Raw genomic sequence first — 19,385 nt, 5'->3', positions numbered from 1 at the left:
ATTGTGTTAATATTGAATTATCAGAATCTGATTTAAATAAATATACAAATATGTAGTAAAAAGGATTATGATTGATGAAATTTACTTCTAATACAGACTTACATAAGCAGATAAGAATAATTGTATATCTTTTTTTATTTACTTTAGCGGTTACAATTTTTTTGAGTGGAGGACTTTCCGCTTTAGAGGATTTTTCTGTCGATCAACAGTTAACCTTAGGGTTACTAGTATTTGCAGTCTATTTATGGATAGCCGCACCAATTCCAACAGGTGCGAGCAGCTTTTTAATACTGGCACTTATGCTTTTGCTGAACTTAGTAGATACAGTTGAAGAGGTATTGGCAGGTTTTTTATCTCCTGCCATCTATTTTATATTATTGCTATCCATCATTAGTCACGTACTGGTGAAAGTGGGGTTGGATCAGGTTGTTTCTCGATTTTTAATAAGATGCAGTAGGGGTGGTATTCGATTTATTATTATCGGATTGCCATTATTTGTATTGATCTCACCGATTATTCTGCCCTCAGCAGTAGCTCGGTTTAAGATACTTTTTCCATTGATTCAGAACATGAATTATTTATATGGATTTGCAGAGAAGAGTATTTTTCAAAAGTATAGTCTTTATATCATCGGGATGTTAAATCAAAATGTTACCACTGTTATTTTTACTGGTGGTGGCTTCCCGATACTCGCTTCTCAGTTGATTCGTGATTATAATATAGCTGATTTAGGGTGGGTGGAATGGTTTATAATGATAGCCCCTCCACTTTGGTTAGGTTCGATTTTTATGGTTTTATTTGTATGGTACTATCTAAAAATGACGATGCCCGATGAAAAAATAACGACCTTTTTGAACAAGGAAAAAGATATTAACGAGGAGAGAGGTGAGGTGTTTTCCACTAAGTTTTGGTTTGTATTAGTAAGCTTTTTTTTAATGATTATCGTTTGGATTGTAACAGATCAAGAGAAAGTTCCGCTCTTACTTCCACCAATGCTATTAGTTGCATTTTATGCTATTCCAAAAATAGGGTTAGTCACCAACCGTATGCTTCGAGATTATGATTGGGAAAATTTCTTATTGCTTGGTGCATCTTTTTCGTTGGGATTGCTATTAGAAAGTAATGGTACCGCAGAAGCATTAGCCAATTTACTAATTGGTTTTATTCCAGAAGGTACGAGTATTGTTATAAAAGTAGTGATTATTGCTTTCATTGTTTTTGTTTTGCGCTTTTTCTTTATTGTCCCTTCTTCAGCAATAGTTGTTATTTTCCCAATCGTTATTTCTTATTCAGAATTAATTGGAATACCGCCAATACAGCTTGCATTTTTAGTTGTCATGATTATTGGAGGGATGATGATTTTGCCTATTCATACAACAACAACTTATTTGGCATATGGAACGGGGATTTTTTCAAGAAGAGAGCAATACGTATTTGGGATGTTAACTAGTATTTTGTTTGTTATCATTGCTATTTTGTCAGTATTTTTTTATTGGTAATGTTGGTTCGCTTCATCCCTTCCTCGACGGATAACTAAACAGGAAACCTTTACATAAACTAAAATTGTTTGCGCATATTAAGTCTATCATCGCTTTAGGAGGACCAGAATGAGTGAAAAGAAAATATATTTAACATCAGGTGAAATTGCTTCACTTTGGACTGGATATATGAATGATAGTATGTCGAAGTGCGTTTTAGGCTATATGCTGAAGCATATTGAAGATCCAGATATAAAACCTGTTATTCAACTTTCCTATGACATTTCTTCCAAACATCTGGAACTATTGGTATCCATTTTTGAAAAAGAACGATACGCCATTCCAAATGGTTTTAACGAACAAGACGTTAACATTAATGCTCCATGGCTTTTTACAGATGCGTTTTGTTTAACCTATGTAAATCATATGTCTAAAGTGGGAATGTTGGCATACGGTGGTTTTCTTTCAATGAGTACAAGAGAAGATATATGTAATTATTTTTCGATGGGTTTGAGTAAAATCACGAATCTTTATAATGAATCACTTAAAATTGCTGTTAATAAGGGAATTAACGGCAGGCACCCATATATTGAAGTTCCGAAAGAAACGGATTATGTGGACAGTAAGAAATATTACAGTGGCTTCAATCCATTTAGTGACAAACGACCATTGAACGCAGTTGAAATTTCCCATCTATATATGAACATACTAACAAACGTGATGGGAGTAAAATTATGTCTTGCCTTTGCTCAAACCTCTCCGTCCAAAGAAGTACAAGATTTTATGCTAAGAGGAAAGGAAATTTCGCAAAAACATACTAAAATTTTTGTGGATACATTTTTGAAGGATGATATTGATGCGCCACAAGTACCTGATGTCTCTGTAAGTGATTCGACAACACAAACATTTTCAGATAAATTGATGATGTTTCATATGTCACTTATAAGTGCAGCGGGGATTGGGAACTATGCCACTGCTGCAGCTGCTAGTCAACGATTGGACTTAGCGGTCAATTACGAACGATTATCATTAGAAATTACCCGCTTAGCCAAAAGTGGGGCCGATCTTATGATTAAACATAATTGGCTGGAACAACCACCAGGAATTAAAGATCGGAAAAAATTAGCCAAAAATAAAGAGAAAAGCTGATCAATTTTGATGAATTAGCTTTTTTCTACGATTCTTTGCAATAAAAGTCTAAAGAACAAACCCGCAAAGGCAATTGATATTGAAGGCAGATTGTACTTTATTTACTATCCTCAATAATATACAAATAGACTACTGCTTTAAAAGAAAAGCAGTAGTTAGTACCTATTTCTATTCTTTTGTAACAATATCTACTTTACCCGTATCAGGGTTAATAACTAGACCATGCACTTTTACTTCTTTCGGCAGCAATGGATGGTTTCGAATGATGCCAACACTTTGCATGACGGATTCTTCTACAGTTTCAAAACCGTGAAATTCCTCGTCAAGGCTGATTCCACTATGGGTTAATGTGTTTATTTTCTCTTCATCAATTCCACGATTTATCATTGTTTTCTTAAGGGCTTCAGTATCTACATTCGACATTCCACAATTATGGTGACCAATCACGACAACCTCTTCAGCTTTAAGGTTAAAAACGGCAACAAGAATGCTTTTCATGATGCTATCAAACGGCTTACGAATGATTGCACCAGCATTTTTGACCATTTTTACGTCTCCGTTTTGAATGTTTAATGCTTTGTGCAATAATTCGACTAAGCGTGAATCCATACATGTAAAAACAATCATCCTTTTGTTGGGATATGTATCTGTTTTATATGCTGTATATTGTTTATTCTCCACGAATTGTTTGTTGAACTCTAACATTTCATCTAAATGCATCCAATCAACTCCTACTTTATCTTTTATAAAACTATATCAGTTTTTTGCACAATAGGAAATAAAAAAGCTAAAAGGCGTGACTAAAGCATTATTTTTCTAATAATTCCAAATTGTGATTGTTAGTTAAATAAATATGTTGTATTATGGAAGTAATACTTTAAAGGGGTGAGGAAATGAAAGAATTTGTTCGAAATTGTCGATTGTGCAAAGAACCGATGAAAAGCAGTCCGTTTATGATGTGTCCAACATGCTTAAGGGACAGTGAACAAGTTCGCAACTTTGTCCAGAAAAATCCTCATGTATCGCTTGCAGAAATTTCACGATACACCAAAGTATCGTTGGAAAAAGTAGAAGATATGGTTTATTTAGGCCATAATCGCAAGGGTGAATTAGAATCTGAATTACATTGAGGATCCCCCTTATAAAATATACCAAAAGAGAATAACTCAAATTATTGAGCCATTCTCTTTTTTCATGTAATAGATTTATATCGTGTGAAGTAATGTAAAACAGATAGAAATTAGAAGAATGTCAATAATGTTATTTACGATCTCCACCTAATAAATCAAATAGTCCGCCTGCAATACTACCTTCCCCTTTAGAATCTGAGCCTGTTCGTTGAGGGGCTGCTGCAAATACTCTGCTTGCGAGTCTGCTAAATGGCAAGGATTGAATCCAGACAGTCCCGGGACCGCGTAAAGTAGCGAAAAATAAACCCTCACCTCCAAATAATGCCGTTTTAATGCCACCAACATATTCAATGTCATAATCAATATTGCCTGTCATCGCGACGAGACAACCGGTATCTACTCGAAGAATCTCACCTGATTTTAAATCTCTTCGATGAATGGTTCCGCCTGCATGGACAAATGCTAGGCCATCTCCTTCGAGCTTTTGCATGATAAATCCTTCTCCACCAAAGAAACCTGTTCCAATGCGCCGTTGTAATGCGATTCCAACAGATACGCCTTTCGCAGCTGCTAAAAATGCATCCTTTTGACAGATTAACTCTCCATTCAATTCACTTAGATCCATTGGAATAATTTTTCCGGGGTATGGAGAAGCAAACGAAACATGTTTTTTACCAGTTCCTTCGTTCGTAAATGTTGTCATAAATAAGCTTTCTCCAGTAACTAATCTTTTTCCAGCTCCGATCAGCTTGCCCATGATTCCACCAGTTTGCTTGGTGGAGCCATCACCGAAAATGGTTTCCATTCGTATTTGATCATCCATCATCATTAAGCTTCCAGCTTCTGCAATAACCGTTTCGGACGGGTCTAACTCTACTTCTACAAACTGCATATCATCGCCATATAACTTGTAATCAATCTCATGGTTATTCAATTTTTCCACTCCCTTTTTATGAATTAACTGTAATACATCATAGAATACGAAAAGGATTCAAAAAATGATTTAAGTATTATATTTTTGTCCAATAATACAAATCCTATTTCGTAATCTCAAAGGAAATAAAAAATTTTCAAAAAACTATTGACGAAAAACTATCTAAATAATATAATTACTTGGGAATTGAAAATGAAACGGAAAAGGAGGTCACTACCATGGAAAAGGTAATTATCATAAACCGAATGAATTTTATATGTACTGTGACCTTCATGAAGGATGCGAATGATTCTTAGCTATTTAAGTATCGGATGAATCATTGAATGGTTACAGATGTCTGTGACCATTTGTATTATAAAGGGGTATTTCTTGTCAGGTGGAAAGTAAACATTTTCTGTCTGAATAAGGCTAACGAAGACACTTGCTATACGCAAGTGAGACCTCTCGTTTTCTAACCTATTTATGTGCACACGTCATAGGCGTGTGCTATTTTTGTGTCTTAATGAAGGGAAAAAACAAGTAGATTAGAAGGTGAAAAAATGTTTCAGGTATTCAAGAAATTGGATTGGTTTTTTAAGTATTACTGGAAGCGATATGTAATAGCAATTATCTTTTTAATTATTGCAAGTGCGATTGGACTTATCCCCCCGAAGCTTGTCGGGTTAACGATCGATCAAATCCAATTTGGTTCATTAACAATGCAATTATTAGTTGCACTTATTTTAGGATATCTCGTTCTCACTATTATCCATTACGCAATATCCTATTTATGGGATTATACGTTATTTGGCGGAGCTGTAATTCTAGAACGCTGGATGCGAAGTCGATTAATTTCACATTTTCTTAGCATGACGCCAACTTTTTATGGAAAGCATCGAACTGGTGATTTAATGGCAAGATCTACAAATGATCTGAAAGCAATTAGTCAGACTGCAGGATTCGGAGTGCTGACACTTGTGGATTCAAGTATTTTTATGTTAATGATTATTGCAGTTATGGGCTTTACAATCAGCTGGCAGCTAACATTAGCAGCATTGTTGCCGCTTCCAATTATGGCGATTGTCATGAATAAATATGGTTCAGCCATTCACGCGCGTTTTACAGAAGCACAAGCAGCTTTTGGAGAAATGAACAATGAAGTACTGGAATCAATTCGAGGAGTGCGTGTTATTCGGGCATTTGTTCAGGAAAAACAAGATGCAGATCGATTTGAAACCAGAACAAATCATGTATACGAGAAAAACATTGAAGTTGCAAAAATTGATGCATTATTCGAGCCAACGATGAAAATTTTAGTTGGGCTATCTTATACAATTGGAATTGGTTATGGTGCATTTCTTGTATTTGAAAGTATCATAACGCTTGGTGACCTTGTTACATTTAATGTGTATTTAGGCATGCTGATTTGGCCAATGTTCGCTGTTGGAGAATTAATTAACATTTTACAACGCGGTAATGCATCCTTGGACCGTGTAAACGCAACTCTATCCTACGAAGCAGATGTTAAGGAAACGACCGAACCCAAATCTGTTTCCGGTGTTCATTCCATCGATTTCCACAATGTATCTTTCGCCTATCCATCCGTTGAAAGAAAGCAATTGAGTGAAATACTTTTACAGGTGAAAAGTGGTCAAACAATTGGTGTTGTAGGGAAAACTGGAGCTGGAAAAACAACATTGTTTAAGCTTTTACTCCGGCAATATCCTGGAGTAGAAGGAGAGATTAAGGTTTCCGATATCAATTTAAATGCTATTCGATTGGAGCAAATTAGAGACTGGATTGGTTATGTTCCACAGGATCAAATGATGTTTTCCAAATCAATTCGGGAAAATATTCAGTTTGGTAAAGCCGATGCAACCGATGAGGAAATTTTTCGTGTGATGGAGCTAGCGCATTTTCTCGATGATATAAAGCAGCTGCCGAATGGGCTGGACACCCAGGTCGGAGAAAGCGGGATTACTTTATCTGGTGGTCAGAAGCAACGTGTTGCGCTTGCACGGGCTTTTATTAAGGACCCAGAGATTTTGATTCTAGATGATTCAATGTCTGCGGTAGATGGTAAGACAGAAGCGAAAATTCTTGTCCATTTAAGAACAGAAAGGCAGCATAAAACAACCTTCATAGCAGCCCATCGTCTATCTGCAGTGACACATGCAGATCACATTATCGTGTTAGAGGATGGAAGAATAGCCGAAGAAGGAACACATGAACAATTAATGCAGTTGGATGGTTGGTATAAAAAGCAGTACCAACAGCAACAGTTGGAGGATGGGGAGGTGGCGATGTAATGAAAAAGCCATCAACAGAAAAGCGATTATTTCACTATGCTTTACACTATAAAAAAAGAATTATCATTGGTTTGTTCTGCTTAATGATAGCTGTTGCGATGGAATTGGCTGGACCGTTCATTGCGAAAATAGTTATTGATGACCATATACTTGGTGTTGAAGGCTATTGGCAGGAAGTTGCGGAAAATGATGATCGCTATACGGTGGATTATGATGGCGGGTCTTTCAAGCGGGTAGACCGCTTAACTGCTTCTGATGAGACAATAGGCGAGGCTGTTACATTGCTTCAAATAGGCACAGCATATCATTTTATTCATGATAGGGCGCCATTAGATGGGAAACGAGATGCGAATGCGAATGATAATCAAATTAGCATTACAACAGCAGAAGGGACGTTTCATTATGGAGGGGAGCGTCTCGCCTTAACAGAAGCTTATCCTTTCTTTAAACCGGAACAACGGCCAATTTTACTACTGCTTGGACTATATATAGGATTGCTTGTCATTGCTGGGATATTTCAATTTTATAAAACATTTCTTCTGCAAAAAGCTGCAAATCAAATTGTTAAAAAAATGCGAACGGATTTATTTGCGCATACACAGCGAATTCCAATTGATTATTTTGTCGATCAGCCTGCAGGAACAATTGTTGCCAGAATTACAAACGATACGGAAGCAATTCGTGATTTATATGAAAGGGTATTAGCGATTATCGTGACAAGTGCGGTATACATGGGAGGGATTTTTATTGCCCTATTTATTCTAGATGCTAAGCTTGCGATGATGTGTCTGCTCATTCTCCCGTTGCTATATGGTTGGATGAAAGCTTATAAATACTTTGGAACAAAATACAATAAGGTTATCCGGAAAACGATCAGCCAAATAAATGGAAATATTAGTGAAGCTATTCAAGGAATGCCGGTAATTCAAGCGTTTAATCGTGAAAAGAAGACAAAAGAGGAATTTGAGGTATTGAATGAACGCAATTATACGTATCAGAAAAAGCTGATTAAATTGAGTGCGTTGACATCATATAATCTTGTAACGGTTATTCGAAATTTGACTTTTGTTGGTTTTATTTGGTACTTCGGCTCTTCTTCGCTTGAACTGACAAGTGTTATATCCATCGGTATGCTTTATGCATTCGTCGATTATATTACAAGATTATTTGAACCAGTTACAGATATTGTGAACCAGCTGCCGCTCTTAGAACAAGCACGTGTTGCTGGTGCGCGTGTATTTGAATTATTGGATCATGATGGAGAAGCTGTAGAGAATAAGCAAATTGAAAAATATCGCGGGAAGATTGTCTTTGATCATGTTTCATTTGCCTATAACGAAAAAGATTATGTTCTAAATGATATCTCATTTGAAATTAACGAAGGTCAGACAGCAGCATTTGTCGGTCATACTGGATCAGGTAAAAGCTCGATTATGAATTTATTATTTCGATTCTATGATGCGCAAAAAGGTTCAATCAGGATTGATGGATACAATACGAGAGATTGGGCGAGGCAGCAAGTAAGAAGTCATATGGGAATCGTTTTACAGGATCCATTTTTATTCTCGGGTACGATTATTTCGAATGTAACGATGAATGATCCGAAAATCAGCAGAGAAGCTGCAATAAGCGCTTTACATGCTGTCGGAGCAAACCGGTTTATTGATAAATTACCGAACACTTATGATGAGGTTGTTACAGAAGGAGGCACCACATTCTCACTAGGAGAACGTCAGCTTATATCTTTTGCACGTGCACTCGCCTTTGATCCGGCTATTTTAATTTTAGATGAGGCAACCGCAAATATTGATACGGAGACAGAGAATATTATTCAGGAAGCATTAAAAGTGTTGAAGGAAGGAAGAACAACACTTGTTATTGCACACCGTTTATCAACAATCCAACAAGCTGATATTATTTTTGTTCTCGACCATGGAACTATCAAAGAACAAGGAAATCATGATAAACTAATTGAACAGCAAGGTTTATATTATCAGATGTACCAAATGCAGCAAGGAAAGGTTAAAGCTGCTGTGTAAATTTGCGTTTGGATGTTCTAGTCCAGCTCCAGCGCTTAAGTGATAGCGAGATTTCCCTCACCTCATGAGACGATAAAGAAGACTTGCGACTGCAAGACATGAGGCTTAGTCGTATTTATACCCTTGTGGTGAAATCGGGAATCGACTCTAGGTAAAGGATGGCCAACTAAACCTTAGTTAAAGCCTACGTTGGCCTCTCCCCTTTACATGGCATGTTTCCTTTTAGATGAACTTGACTTTGCGCCCGTGAGAGCAAAAGTCTTAGATCATCTTATACTTTGGAGTGATCTCCTACGTAAAAATGTTCGATACCTCGAACCACCCTTAAAGTAAGGGGCGCAGTCCGTACGTCGCTAAAACGGGCGCTTTTGTTTTCAATTATGTTTCACGCGAGGTGGCTTATGGATCATAAACAAGATAAAAAAGATGATCAACTTGATGGGGACTTATTTGAAGAGTTTGATGACGAGGAATTATATGAGCTTGTACAGGAAGAGCGTAGAAAGGCTTTAGAGCGAGCTCGTCGTTCTGAGGAAGAAAAAGCTCCAAAGCGTTCCTTTCCGAAATGGGCGTTTTGGCTGATCGCCTTCGCTTTAGTATTTAATCTCTTCGCCCTAATACCGCAAACCTTTTCGATACCTGCATTTGATTTTCTCGTTACATCTGCTAAGCTGTCAGCTGAAGAAGATATCCGAACGTTTAAAGAAGCTGTTGTCGTTGTAGAGACAGATAACAGCAAGGGAACCGGATTTTCTATTTCTGCAAATGGCACTATTTTAACGAACCATCATGTTGTTGAAGGAGAAGAGCAAGTGACTGTTGCATTCCCTGAGGATGGTTTATTTACTGCAGAAGTTACCGAACAATTTCCAGAAATTGATTTAGCCGTTCTTGAAGTGAATGAAACAGGACTGCCATCCTTATCATTAGCCCAAGATCCAAATATTCAAGAAAATGAACCCATTCGATTCATTGGTAATCCTTTGCGATTTAATGGAATTGCAAATGAGGGAACAATTATTGGCGATACCCAATTATCCGATTGGAATGAACGTGTATTTATGCTGGATGCTCCAGTCTATCGAGGAAATAGTGGGAGCCCTGTTATTAATCAGAACGGTGAGGTAATTGGTGTTATATTTGCAACGCTTGAACATGAGAACCACGGTAAAGTTGGACTGTTTATATCGATTGACTACTTTCACGAGTATGCCCAGGAATAAGTATTCCTGGGTTTTATTGTTTTTAAGAAGGGTATGTACCTTATAAAACCTTTTGGGGGGTAGACAAAATGATGCGCTTAACATCTCAATTAAAGCAATTTAATATTCACGCAACAGACGGTGAACTTGGAAAAATTAAAGACTTTTATTTCGATGATCGTAATTGGGAAATACGCTATGCAATTGTGGATACAAGGAAATGGCTTCCAGGTAGAAAAGTCCTCTTGTCACCGAATTCCTTTATAGAGGTAGATGAGACGAATGAAAGTGTCAATGTAGAATTCGATAAGCTGATGATCCGAAATAGTCCTCCTGTTCCAGAAAATGAGGATTTAACGAAGGATAAAGAAAATCACTTAATTGATTATTTTGGATGGAACAGTTATACGGATAATGCATTACCTCACGCAGAACGTGGACTGCTTGGTACATTTCCAATTATTGGATTAGAGAATGAACGGCCACCGGAAGAGCCGCATTTAAATCGAAATGGACGATATCATGAGCATGATAATTATTTGCGTAGTGAGGAAGAAACGAACGATTTTAAGGTACACGCGAAAGACGGTAAGATTGGCCGAATTGTAGATATGATCTATGATACGTCTCAATGGATAATCGAGTATATCGTTGTTCGGAGCAGTAAAAGTATTGTTGAAAATGAATTTTATATTTTTCACACTAGACAAATAAACACGGTGGATTGGTTTGAAAAAGATTTATATATCAATGATTCTCTTGAAGGTATTTTAAATAACAAGCCATTTCAGCAAAAAGAGGAGATTTTGGTAAGTTTTGAGTAATTTAGTGTCGTAACGGTAGAAATAGATTCCTTTTAAAGAGCACCTCCTAAGCTAGTAATATGCAGGTGTTCTTTTGTCCTGCTTTTATGAATGTATAATATGTTAGAATAGTTGGAGAAGTAAAATTTTTGCGTTTAATGTATTTAGTTACTGTTTTTTAAAGGAACTGTAATGGAATTGAGATAGCAACCTAATCGGCATTACGTTAACATGGATTAGACTAAAATAATTAGCATTATTTGTCGAAATATATAAAGAAACAAATTGAAAAATACAGATATCGATAATATATGTTTAGAATGATCGTTGTTTTGAAGTTGAATTTTTACCAGACTTTTTGAAATGATTGCTTATAAAATAAAAATAAAAATGAAAATGGTGGGGACATCATATGATACATATACATTGCACTAACGTTTTTAATTCAAATGGACAATTAGACAGCTACACCCAAAAAGGGTATTTAACATACGTATTTTATAATGGACGGAGGTGCTTTTAAATGATGGCAAGTACTTCGGTCCAAGAGCAACCCCTTGAAGAATTAGTAGCATCGATTCAACAAGGAGATACAGCAACACAAAATTATTTATTGCGTACGTATCAACCATTTATTGCAAAATGTGTTTCAGAAGTATGCAAACGATACATAGATCCAAAAAGAGATGATGAATTTAGTATAGGGCTTTCTGCGTTTAATGAAGCTATCTTTTCCTATTCTGCAGATAGAGGATGTTCATTTTTATCCTTTGCAAAGCTTGTTATAAAACGGAAGGTAATTGACTACATTCGGTTTAATCAAAAAAGACTCTCATCCATTTCATTTGATGAGAATTTTGATGAGGAACTGATGGAGAATCCGCTTGAGGTTGCCGTTGTAAAGGATAGGTATAATCAGGAATTAGATGCAGTTTATCGTAAGGAAGAAATTATGGAATTTAAGGAAAAGTTGCGTGAATATAAGTTGACATTGGTTGAACTGTCAGAGGCCTCTCCAAAACATAGAGATGCACGTGATTCTGCAGTCAAAACTGCAAGAATTCTTTATCACGATAAGCATTTAAGTGAATACGTATATCGAAAAAAGAAACTTCCGATTAAGGAGCTTGTAAAAAAAGTGGATGTCAGCAAAAAGACGTTGGAGCGAAATCGGAAATTTATTTTAGCAATATTCATTGTGTTAAGTGGAGACTACATCTATCTTAAGGATTATCTTAAGGGAGTGGGGCAATGAAAAAAGGAATTGTGATGGAACTCCATCGCAACTATACGATTATTATGACCAAAGAGGGTTTCTTTTTAAAAGCGAAGCCATGTAAAAAAGGTGTAATAATCGGAGAGGAGGTCGCCTACGAACCGCTAGATCTCGATAAGCGGCATATTTCCATTTTACAATCTTGGAAGATGTTGAATACACCGTTTAAAACTTTTTTCATGACATGTGTCATATTGTTGTTTTTTCTACCTTTCTATATGTTTTCGGGTGAGCGCGAATCTTATGCGTACGTGACATTGGATATAAATCCTAGTATTGAAATGGAAGTAAATGAGAAATTTAATGTGCAATCAATCCGAGCTTTAAATGACGAGGCTTCATTAATTGTGGAACAATTACCAAATTATCAAGATGAATTGCTGGAAGAGGTAATTGGCCGTATTTTAGATATCAGTGAGCAAACAGGATTAGTAAACGATGAAAAAAATATGATCGTCGGCTTTAGCTTTGCTGATGGGGTACCTGATCAAAACATCTTTATCCCTCTGGAATTGGAGGATTTTTTTCAAAGTATATCTGGATGGGAAATAGCCACATTGCTAATCCCGCAAAAAATTAGAGACCAAGCAAAGGAAGAATCTACTTCGATGAATGAAGTAATGGCATTAAAACTTTTAGAGAAAGATGCTTCAGCGAATGATTTAACATCGATTTCTTCCGATGATAGGGCAATTATTAATACTTTTTTTAACGAGGAAGATATAGATGATAAAAATTCGTCGCATCTGGATGATGAAAAAAGATTTAGTAGCCTGATGAATTAAGATAATGGAAAAGCACAACAAGTGCTTTTCCATTTTTTATACTTCCATCATGACTGGTGGGGTATATTTCATCGCATGGTCTATATAATAAAGCAGTGTATCATGCGTGTTTATTACTTTAGACTGATCCAGTGAATAGTGATAAGCATTTAAAAATTGTTCAATTTTTTTGGAAAGCATATCATCCTTTGTTCGAACCATTAGTACGAGTAGATCATCCCATTGGCCCCACAATGTATAATATAAAGCTTTGTCATAGTCTGGAATCAACTTTTCCCCCTCCTTTATTGAAGACACATTTGTTTAAAGGGTTACTAATTAGACTGCCCGCTTTTTATATATAATGCGTGTGATTTATTTGGTGTGAATGCCATTTAAAGGATGTAGATATTTAAGCATAGGAATGCTCCTCCGTTACATACTAAAAGCAAATCCATAAGGAGGGATTTAGGATGAAATGGAAAGTTTTAAGTATCGCTGCTGCGACTTTTTTAACTTTGACAGCTTGCCAAGCTACAGATAATAACGCTCGAGACAATGCGACTGGACCTAATGACAATATTGAACAAACCCGATTTTACAACAATGCTGGAGAGGGAATGACGAATGTTCGGAACTATACACTAGATCGAAATTCGGAGCAATTCCAAAATCGAGACAACGGGAACAATCGAGCAAATGAGCACAACCAATATGATATATCAGAAGAGGCTGCAGAGCGAATTACGAACGAAGTTAATGATATTGATCGAGCGTATGTATTAACTACAGATAATAATGCATATGTAGCTGCAATACTAGACACGGACAATCGTAATGCAAATCGCGGAACACGTGATAATGGTGGCGAACTTACAGATGAAGTAAAGGAAAAAATTGGAGATATTGTGAAGTCTGTGGATAACGGAATTGATAATGTGTATGTATCCACGAATCCTGATTTTATTGATTTAACGAATAACTATGTTGATGATGTTAATAATGGTGAACCGGTCGAAGGATTTTTCGATCAGATGGGGAATATGGTTGAACGACTTTTCCCACAAAATAGACGATAGTCATAAAGAGTGTTCCTGAAAGGAGCGCTCTTTTTCTTATGGATAAAGATATATCCGAATTGTGAAATAAAAAACTTTGTCATGAGTTGGAACCTGTGGTATAGTACATACATATAATCCTTAGTAATCTTAGTTAGTTACTTTGATTTAATAAACTTCGGAGTTGATCATATATGGGGAGAGAGTTTATTGAGCTATTTGAAGAGTGGGCGGAGGATTATGATAACAGTGTAGTGGGAGAAGACCCACAATATGCAGAGGTTTTTGCTAATTATGATGTAATCCTTGATGCAGTAGTGGATCATAGTGTTGGCAGGGTATTGGAATTTGGTGTTGGAACAGGTAATTTATCCAAGAAGTTGCTGCAAGCAGGGCATTCTGTAATAGGAATTGAACCTTCAAAAGAAATGAGAAACATTGCAAAAAAGAAAATTCCAGGTTTGACGATTCTGGATGGTGATTTCTTAATCTACCCGGCCCCCACTGGAAAGATTGAAACGATTACAAGTACGTATGCGTTCCATCATCTAACAGATGATGAAAAGGCGATTGCGATTAAACAATTTGCAGAGTTATTGCCACTGAATGGCAAGGTTGTTTTTGGGGATACGATGTTTAAAACGGAAGCCGATAAAAGGATGCAAATAAAAGAGGCAGTGGAAAAAGGGCATCATGATCTAGCAGAAGACTTGAATCGTGAATACTATCCCACATTGGATACAATGAAGAATGCTTTTGAAAAGCATGGATTTGATGTATCATTTAAGCAAATGAATGATTTTGTTTGGGTATTGACTGCAAACAAAAAATAAAAAAGTGGGGAGTAATGAAATAATGACTAAAAAAATGAATGTAGAAAGTTTTAATCTTGATCACACAAAAGTAAAGGCGCCATATGTAAGATTAGTTGGTGTAACAGAAGGTGCAAATGGAGATAAAGTACAAAAATATGATATCCGTTTTAAGCAACCAAATAAAGAACATATGGAAATGCCAGGACTTCATTCGTTAGAGCATTTGATGGCTGAGAATATCCGAAATCATGCAGATAATGTTCTTGATATCGGGCCAATGGGATGCCAAACTGGTTTTTATTTATCGTTAATCAATCATGATAACTATGATGATGTCTTAACAATGCTTGAAAAAACGCTGACAGATGTGCTCGACGCAACTGAAGTTCCTGCGTGTAATGAAGTGCAATGCGGCTGGGCAGCAAGCCATAGCTTGGAAGGTGCAAAGGAAATCGCTAAGGAAATGTTAAGCAAGCGTCACGGGTGGCATGAAGTTTTTTAATAACCTCTAAAATGTAATGTGAGGCGAAACGAAATGGCTCTTTATAATTCAATACATGAACTGATTGGGGATACCCCGTTATTAGAGATTAGAAATTTTAATCTGCCTGAAGCAGTACGTTTATTTGCAAAGCTTGAATTTTTTAACCCGGGTGGTAGTGTGAAGGATCGATTAGGTGTTGCCTTGATTGAGGATGCCATAAAACGTGGGGTATTACGAGAAGGCGGTACAATTATTGAGCCTACTGCAGGTAATACTGGTATTGGACTTGCAATTGCAGCCCTAAATAAAAAATTGTCTGTCATATTTTGTGTTCCAGAACATTTTAGCAAGGAAAAACAGCAGCTGATGCAAGCATTAGGAGCGGAAATTATTCATACACCGCGTGAACTGGGAATGAAGGGTGCTATTGAAAAGACCGAACAATTACTAAAAGAAATTCCAAATAGCTTCTCACCAAAACAGTTCTCAAATCCAGCTAATCCAATGACGTATTATCAGACACTTGCTCCAGAACTCTGGAGGGAGCTTGATGGGAAAGTGGATGTATTTGTTGCTGGTGCTGGGTCTGGTGGAACATTTACAGGTATAGCATCATTTCTAAGGGAAAAAAATCCTGCCGTTAAAACGGTAATTGTTGAGCCAGAGGGTTCTATTATCAATGGCGGCAAATCAGGCCCACATTTGACGGAAGGGATTGGGATGGAATTCCTTCCAGATTATATGAATCGCGAACATTTTGATGATATTTACACGATTACAGATAAGGATGCTTTTATGATGGTGAAGATGCTTGCGGCAAAAGAAGGATTGCTCGTTGGAAGTTCTTCGGGTTCTGCGATGGCTGCAGCCCTAAATGAGGCAAAACATGCCAAACCAGGAACTACAATTGTTACAATCTTTCCAGATTCGAGTGACCGTTATCTAAGTAAGCAAATATATGAACAATTTTAGAAATTAAGGGGGAATAATCATGCGTGCAAAAACGAAAATGATTCATGGCGGTATAACGGGAGATGAACAAACAGGAGCTGTTTCTGTGCCGGTTTATCAAGTAAGTACGTATAAGCAGGATGAAGTAGGTAAGCATCGTGGATATGAATATTCAAGAACAGGCAATCCTACTCGTCATGCACTGGAGACAGTCATTGCCGACCTTGAGAATGGTAAGGCAGGCTTTGCTTTTGGTTCAGGAATGGGTGCCATGACATCTGTTATGATGTTATTTAACGCTGGAGATCATGTTGTATTAACCGATGATGTCTATGGTGGCTCTTATCGTTTGATGTCAAAAGTGCTTAATCGTTTTGATTTAGAGCATTCGTTTACCAATACAAGCTCTTCAGATGAAGTGGAGGCTGCTATACAAGAGAATACAAAGGCAATATTTGTAGAAACACCTACAAACCCATTGTTAAAAATTACGGATATTCGAAAGATGGCTGAGATTGCCAGAAAGCATGATATTCTTTTAATTGTGGACAATACATTTGCAACACCATATTGGCAGCAGCCATTAGATTTAGGAGCAGATATTGTACTTCACAGTGCAACGAAATATATTGGAGGACACAGTGATGTAGTAGCTGGATTAGTGGTTGTAAATACAGAGGAACTTGCAGAAAAGCTTCATTTCATCCAAAATTCAGTTGGTGCGGTACTTGGACCACAGGATTCCTGGCTTATTATGCGGGGGATTAAGACGTTGGCTATTCGTATGGAAGCAATTGAGGCAAATACGAAGAAAATCGTTTCGTACCTGGAAAAACACGAGAGTGTCTCCACTATTTATTATCCTGGACGCGAGACTCATTCAGGACATGAAATTGCGAAGCAGCAGACAACTGGGTTTGGCGGCATGGTGTCCTTTGATGTTGGAAGTGCTGAAAAAGCAGATGAAGTACTTGGTAAGGTAAACTATTTTACATTAGCCGAAAGTCTTGGAGCTGTTGAGAGCTTAATTTCTGTTCCGGCTAAAATGACACACGCTTCAATTCCAGCTGAGCGTAGACAAGAGCTTGGGATCACCAATGGGTTAATTCGTATATCGGTTGGAATTGAGGATGCTGATGACTTGATTGATGATTTAAAAATAGCACTAAGCAATAAACAGGAACAACTCATTTAAATGTGGTTCCGTTTTGAGTTGTATTGACAAAAAATACAACTCAAATCACATTAGATTGACTAATAAATTAACAAACAAAACCGTCTAGTTCAGACGGTTTTTATTATTAAAATAACGAGGACATTATTGAATTTTTTAAAAGATTATTAATATATGGTAAGATAATTTTGTGAAATGTTGTTCTTAATGTAACTGGCAGTTTAGCGCAAAAAAAGTGGGGATAAATTGAAAAGTGATAAAACAACTAAAGCTTTAAGAGTTGGGACTAACACCTTGCTTATCTTTTTAATTATAGGTGCAATAACAATGTTTTTCGATGACGATTATAGAAATGACCATTTGGGTTGGATAATTTTGATAGCTTTTTGGATGTTTAGCAGTTTATATGGCTTGGTTATATGTATAAAAGAAGGTATGAAGAAGTTAGCAATCGTTAATTTATTATTAGTAGCTGCTGCTTTTTATTTTTTACTGACCCGCAGTATGGAATATTTCAATTAAATGGCACGATTGTTTAATAAGTTTCATTTAATGCCATTTAATGCTTCTTCAAATGATGGTGCTATAACTGAATAAATATGTGCTGGAATCGGGTTATGTAGAAGTAACTAAGAAGAGAAATAAAAAATGAGGAGATTACCATGGAAAAGTGTGTTTTTTGTAACCCCTATTCAGAACCTAAACAAAAAGTTGTTTTGAGTAATGAACATTGTCTTTTTTTACAATTAGACCAATCAAAAATAAAAGCTGGTCTACTTGAAGGAGCAGGGCTCATTGTTCCTAAAAATCATAGAGAAACTGCATTTGACTTAACCCAGGATGAATGGGCAGCAACTTACAGTCTTCTTCAAGAGGTAAAAAAATACTTAGACAAAGAACACGAACCTCAAGGATATAATCTTGGTTGGAACTGTGGTGAAGTAGGTGGTCAGCATATTTTTCATGCCCATTTCCACATTATACCAAGATTTAAAGACGAACCACTTGCAGGTAAAGGAATAAGGCATATGGTTAAAAGTAAAGAAAATCTAAGGAAAAGTTATTAGGTTATGATGCAAATGGTAGCAATGGTACTAACGGTGTAGGTTTAGTGTAAAAGGACACCGGCTCTGTCTTATTGAAGTATAGTAATAGGTTTGTTAAAGATTTATTTTCGAAAAGAGGTTAGATTTTGGCTGTTTACCTATTCAAAAGATACTATTTTTCCAAATTAAAGATTAGTTTACCTATGGAAGAGGTGATAATCCGATGAATATTTTCATCATTGGTGGTGCCATTTTAGTAGTACTTTTCATAATTCTCCCGTTTTTTAACATTGAAAGTTTCTTCTTATTTGTTTTAATTGAATGGATTACTAAATTTGTTTTACCTTGGATAGCTTTGTATTGGCTAATCAGAGGTGTAAAGGCATTAGAGAAAAAATAAATAATTCTTATTGAACGATCTGTTGCTACTCTTCAATTAGAGAAGTGGCTTTTTATCGTTTGCGGGGCGGGGTTGTTAAGTAATTGAAAGGGATATACCTGAGGAATTTTTTAGAGGGAAGGGTAGTTTTGAAGGAAAATAAACAAGCTCTTTATTTCAATATGACTTTGGGAACAATCGGCATTATACTCGTTGCTATAGCTGCAATGAGGTATTTGATTAAAGAAAATGATAATTTAGGATATGCAATTATACTTTTTGGTTTTATATTAACAGTTAGTTATATAAATTACTTAGAAAAAAGAGCAGGGATAAGTAAAAAATTGAGTTGGATTAGAATTATTGTATCTTCAATTTTATTTCTTATTTTTACATATTTCTTATATTTTTAGCT

20 protein-coding genes are annotated in these 19,385 nt (G+C 36.4%); 17 read left to right on the top strand and 3 right to left on the bottom strand.

The annotated features are described in order from the left end of the window. The first annotated feature begins 74 nt into the window (after positions 1–74). Positions 75–1,499, top strand: a complete 1,425-nt coding sequence (locus tag NST46_RS20815; RefSeq protein ID WP_341137698.1) for an SLC13 family permease — start codon at positions 75–77, stop codon at positions 1,497–1,499. 108 nt (positions 1,500–1,607) lie between these two features. Then, entirely contained in the window at positions 1,608–2,627 is a 1,020-nt protein-coding gene (locus tag NST46_RS20810) for a DUF3231 family protein (RefSeq protein WP_341137697.1), read from the top strand. Between the two features lie 168 nt (positions 2,628–2,795). Here NST46_RS20810 and NST46_RS20805 read toward each other — a convergent pair whose 3' ends face one another. Then, complete coding sequence (locus NST46_RS20805) at positions 2,796–3,347, bottom strand: beta-class carbonic anhydrase (protein WP_341137696.1); 552 nt, start codon at positions 3,345–3,347, stop codon at positions 2,796–2,798. Positions 3,348–3,520: 173 nt separating this feature from the next. Here NST46_RS20805 and NST46_RS20800 point away from each other — a divergent pair, with 173 nt between their 5' ends. Next, complete coding sequence (locus tag NST46_RS20800; RefSeq protein WP_341137695.1) at positions 3,521–3,757, top strand: FeoC-like transcriptional regulator; 237 nt, start codon at positions 3,521–3,523, stop codon at positions 3,755–3,757. Positions 3,758–3,887: 130 nt separating this feature from the next. On the opposite strand, the gene NST46_RS20795 is transcribed toward NST46_RS20800, so the two are convergent. Then, the gene (locus NST46_RS20795; RefSeq protein ID WP_251660634.1) at positions 3,888–4,691 is read right to left on the bottom strand and encodes a TIGR00266 family protein; all 804 of its coding nucleotides are present in this window, start codon (positions 4,689–4,691) and stop codon (positions 3,888–3,890) included. A 539-nt stretch (positions 4,692–5,230) separates the two neighbouring features. Between NST46_RS20795 and NST46_RS20790 the strand changes: the two genes are divergently transcribed. From NST46_RS20790 to NST46_RS20765, 6 genes are all read left to right on the top strand, one after another. Then, complete coding sequence (locus NST46_RS20790; RefSeq protein WP_251660636.1) at positions 5,231–6,979, top strand: ABC transporter ATP-binding protein; 1,749 nt, start codon at positions 5,231–5,233, stop codon at positions 6,977–6,979. After that, on the top strand, positions 6,979–9,018 hold the full coding sequence (locus tag NST46_RS20785) for an ABC transporter ATP-binding protein (RefSeq protein WP_118888685.1): 2,040 nt from the start codon (positions 6,979–6,981) through the stop codon (positions 9,016–9,018). Before NST46_RS20790 ends, NST46_RS20785 begins: the two co-directional genes overlap by 1 nt. A 401-nt stretch (positions 9,019–9,419) precedes the next feature. Then, positions 9,420–10,241, top strand: coding sequence for a S1C family serine protease (locus NST46_RS20780; protein WP_118888686.1), 822 nt, complete (start codon positions 9,420–9,422; stop codon positions 10,239–10,241). Between the two features lie 68 nt (positions 10,242–10,309). Next, on the top strand, positions 10,310–11,044 hold the full coding sequence (locus NST46_RS20775; protein ID WP_118888687.1) for a PRC-barrel domain-containing protein: 735 nt from the start codon (positions 10,310–10,312) through the stop codon (positions 11,042–11,044). Between the two features lie 505 nt (positions 11,045–11,549). Next, positions 11,550–12,278 (top strand): RNA polymerase sigma factor SigI, encoded by a 729-nt coding sequence (gene sigI / locus NST46_RS20770; protein ID WP_379600403.1) that lies wholly within the window; start codon positions 11,550–11,552, stop codon positions 12,276–12,278. Continuing rightward, on the top strand, positions 12,275–13,084 hold the full coding sequence (locus NST46_RS20765) for an anti-sigma factor domain-containing protein (RefSeq protein ID WP_118888688.1): 810 nt from the start codon (positions 12,275–12,277) through the stop codon (positions 13,082–13,084). The genes sigI and NST46_RS20765 overlap by 4 nt, the downstream gene beginning before the upstream one ends. 36 nt (positions 13,085–13,120) lie before the next feature. On the opposite strand, the gene NST46_RS20760 is transcribed toward NST46_RS20765, so the two are convergent. Beyond that, complete coding sequence (locus NST46_RS20760) at positions 13,121–13,354, bottom strand: YhdB family protein (RefSeq protein WP_095309750.1); 234 nt, start codon at positions 13,352–13,354, stop codon at positions 13,121–13,123. 182 nt (positions 13,355–13,536) lie between these two features. Between NST46_RS20760 and NST46_RS20755 the strand changes: the two genes are divergently transcribed. From NST46_RS20755 to NST46_RS20720, 8 genes are all read left to right on the top strand, one after another. Continuing rightward, positions 13,537–14,142, top strand: coding sequence for a YhcN/YlaJ family sporulation lipoprotein (locus NST46_RS20755; protein ID WP_095309748.1), 606 nt, complete (start codon positions 13,537–13,539; stop codon positions 14,140–14,142). Positions 14,143–14,315: 173 nt separating this feature from the next. Then, a complete protein-coding gene (locus NST46_RS20750) occupies positions 14,316–14,954 on the top strand; it encodes a class I SAM-dependent DNA methyltransferase (protein WP_341137694.1) in 639 nt (212 codons plus the stop codon). A gap of 22 nt (positions 14,955–14,976) precedes the next feature. Then, positions 14,977–15,438, top strand: a complete 462-nt coding sequence (locus NST46_RS20745) for an S-ribosylhomocysteine lyase (protein ID WP_303448511.1) — start codon at positions 14,977–14,979, stop codon at positions 15,436–15,438. A 33-nt stretch (positions 15,439–15,471) separates the two neighbouring features. Further along, positions 15,472–16,392, top strand: a complete 921-nt coding sequence (locus NST46_RS20740; protein ID WP_340003145.1) for a PLP-dependent cysteine synthase family protein — start codon at positions 15,472–15,474, stop codon at positions 16,390–16,392. A gap of 19 nt (positions 16,393–16,411) precedes the next feature. After that, positions 16,412–17,566: a bifunctional cystathionine gamma-lyase/homocysteine desulfhydrase gene (locus tag NST46_RS20735; protein WP_341137693.1), complete on the top strand. Its 1,155-nt coding sequence runs from the start codon at positions 16,412–16,414 to the stop codon at positions 17,564–17,566. Between the two features lie 225 nt (positions 17,567–17,791). Further along, entirely contained in the window at positions 17,792–18,067 is a 276-nt protein-coding gene (locus tag NST46_RS20730; RefSeq protein WP_340003147.1) for a hypothetical protein, read from the top strand. A 140-nt stretch (positions 18,068–18,207) separates the two neighbouring features. Then, the gene (locus tag NST46_RS20725) at positions 18,208–18,612 is read left to right on the top strand and encodes an HIT family protein (protein ID WP_303448502.1); all 405 of its coding nucleotides are present in this window, start codon (positions 18,208–18,210) and stop codon (positions 18,610–18,612) included. A 507-nt stretch (positions 18,613–19,119) separates the two neighbouring features. Further along, a complete protein-coding gene (locus NST46_RS20720) occupies positions 19,120–19,383 on the top strand; it encodes a hypothetical protein (protein ID WP_095309734.1) in 264 nt (87 codons plus the stop codon). The last annotated feature ends 2 nt before the right edge of the window (positions 19,384–19,385 follow it).

The organism is Oceanobacillus sp. FSL W7-1309 (assembly GCF_038002145.1).
Lineage (GTDB): Bacteria > Bacillota > Bacilli > Bacillales > Amphibacillaceae > Oceanobacillus > Oceanobacillus profundus.
The sequence above is the reverse complement of the archived record's forward strand: the minus strand, read 5'-3'. Positions and strand labels throughout refer to the sequence as shown.

Bases quoted from the DNA above. Each gene is read 5' to 3' on its own strand.
- NST46_RS20755 (WP_095309748.1), top strand. From the start codon at position 13,537: ATGAAATGGAAAGTTTTAAGTATCGCTGCTGCGACTTTTTTAACTTTG.
- NST46_RS20740 (WP_340003145.1), top strand. From the start codon at position 15,472: ATGGCTCTTTATAATTCAATACATGAACTGATTGGGGATACCCCGTTA.
- NST46_RS20810 (WP_341137697.1), top strand. From the start codon at position 1,608: ATGAGTGAAAAGAAAATATATTTAACATCAGGTGAAATTGCTTCACTT.
- NST46_RS20750 (WP_341137694.1), top strand. From the start codon at position 14,316: ATGGGGAGAGAGTTTATTGAGCTATTTGAAGAGTGGGCGGAGGATTAT.
- NST46_RS20775 (WP_118888687.1), top strand. From the start codon at position 10,310: ATGATGCGCTTAACATCTCAATTAAAGCAATTTAATATTCACGCAACA.
- NST46_RS20815 (WP_341137698.1), top strand. From the start codon at position 75: ATGAAATTTACTTCTAATACAGACTTACATAAGCAGATAAGAATAATT.
- NST46_RS20725 (WP_303448502.1), top strand. From the start codon at position 18,208: ATGGAAAAGTGTGTTTTTTGTAACCCCTATTCAGAACCTAAACAAAAA.
- NST46_RS20735 (WP_341137693.1), top strand. From the start codon at position 16,412: ATGCGTGCAAAAACGAAAATGATTCATGGCGGTATAACGGGAGATGAA.
- NST46_RS20805 (WP_341137696.1), bottom strand. From the start codon at position 3,347: ATGCATTTAGATGAAATGTTAGAGTTCAACAAACAATTCGTGGAGAAT.
- NST46_RS20785 (WP_118888685.1), top strand. From the start codon at position 6,979: ATGAAAAAGCCATCAACAGAAAAGCGATTATTTCACTATGCTTTACAC.
- NST46_RS20780 (WP_118888686.1), top strand. From the start codon at position 9,420: ATGGATCATAAACAAGATAAAAAAGATGATCAACTTGATGGGGACTTA.
- NST46_RS20790 (WP_251660636.1), top strand. From the start codon at position 5,231: ATGTTTCAGGTATTCAAGAAATTGGATTGGTTTTTTAAGTATTACTGG.
- NST46_RS20800 (WP_341137695.1), top strand. From the start codon at position 3,521: ATGAAAGAATTTGTTCGAAATTGTCGATTGTGCAAAGAACCGATGAAA.
- sigI (WP_379600403.1), top strand. From the start codon at position 11,550: ATGGCAAGTACTTCGGTCCAAGAGCAACCCCTTGAAGAATTAGTAGCA.
- NST46_RS20765 (WP_118888688.1), top strand. From the start codon at position 12,275: ATGAAAAAAGGAATTGTGATGGAACTCCATCGCAACTATACGATTATT.
- NST46_RS20745 (WP_303448511.1), top strand. From the start codon at position 14,977: ATGACTAAAAAAATGAATGTAGAAAGTTTTAATCTTGATCACACAAAA.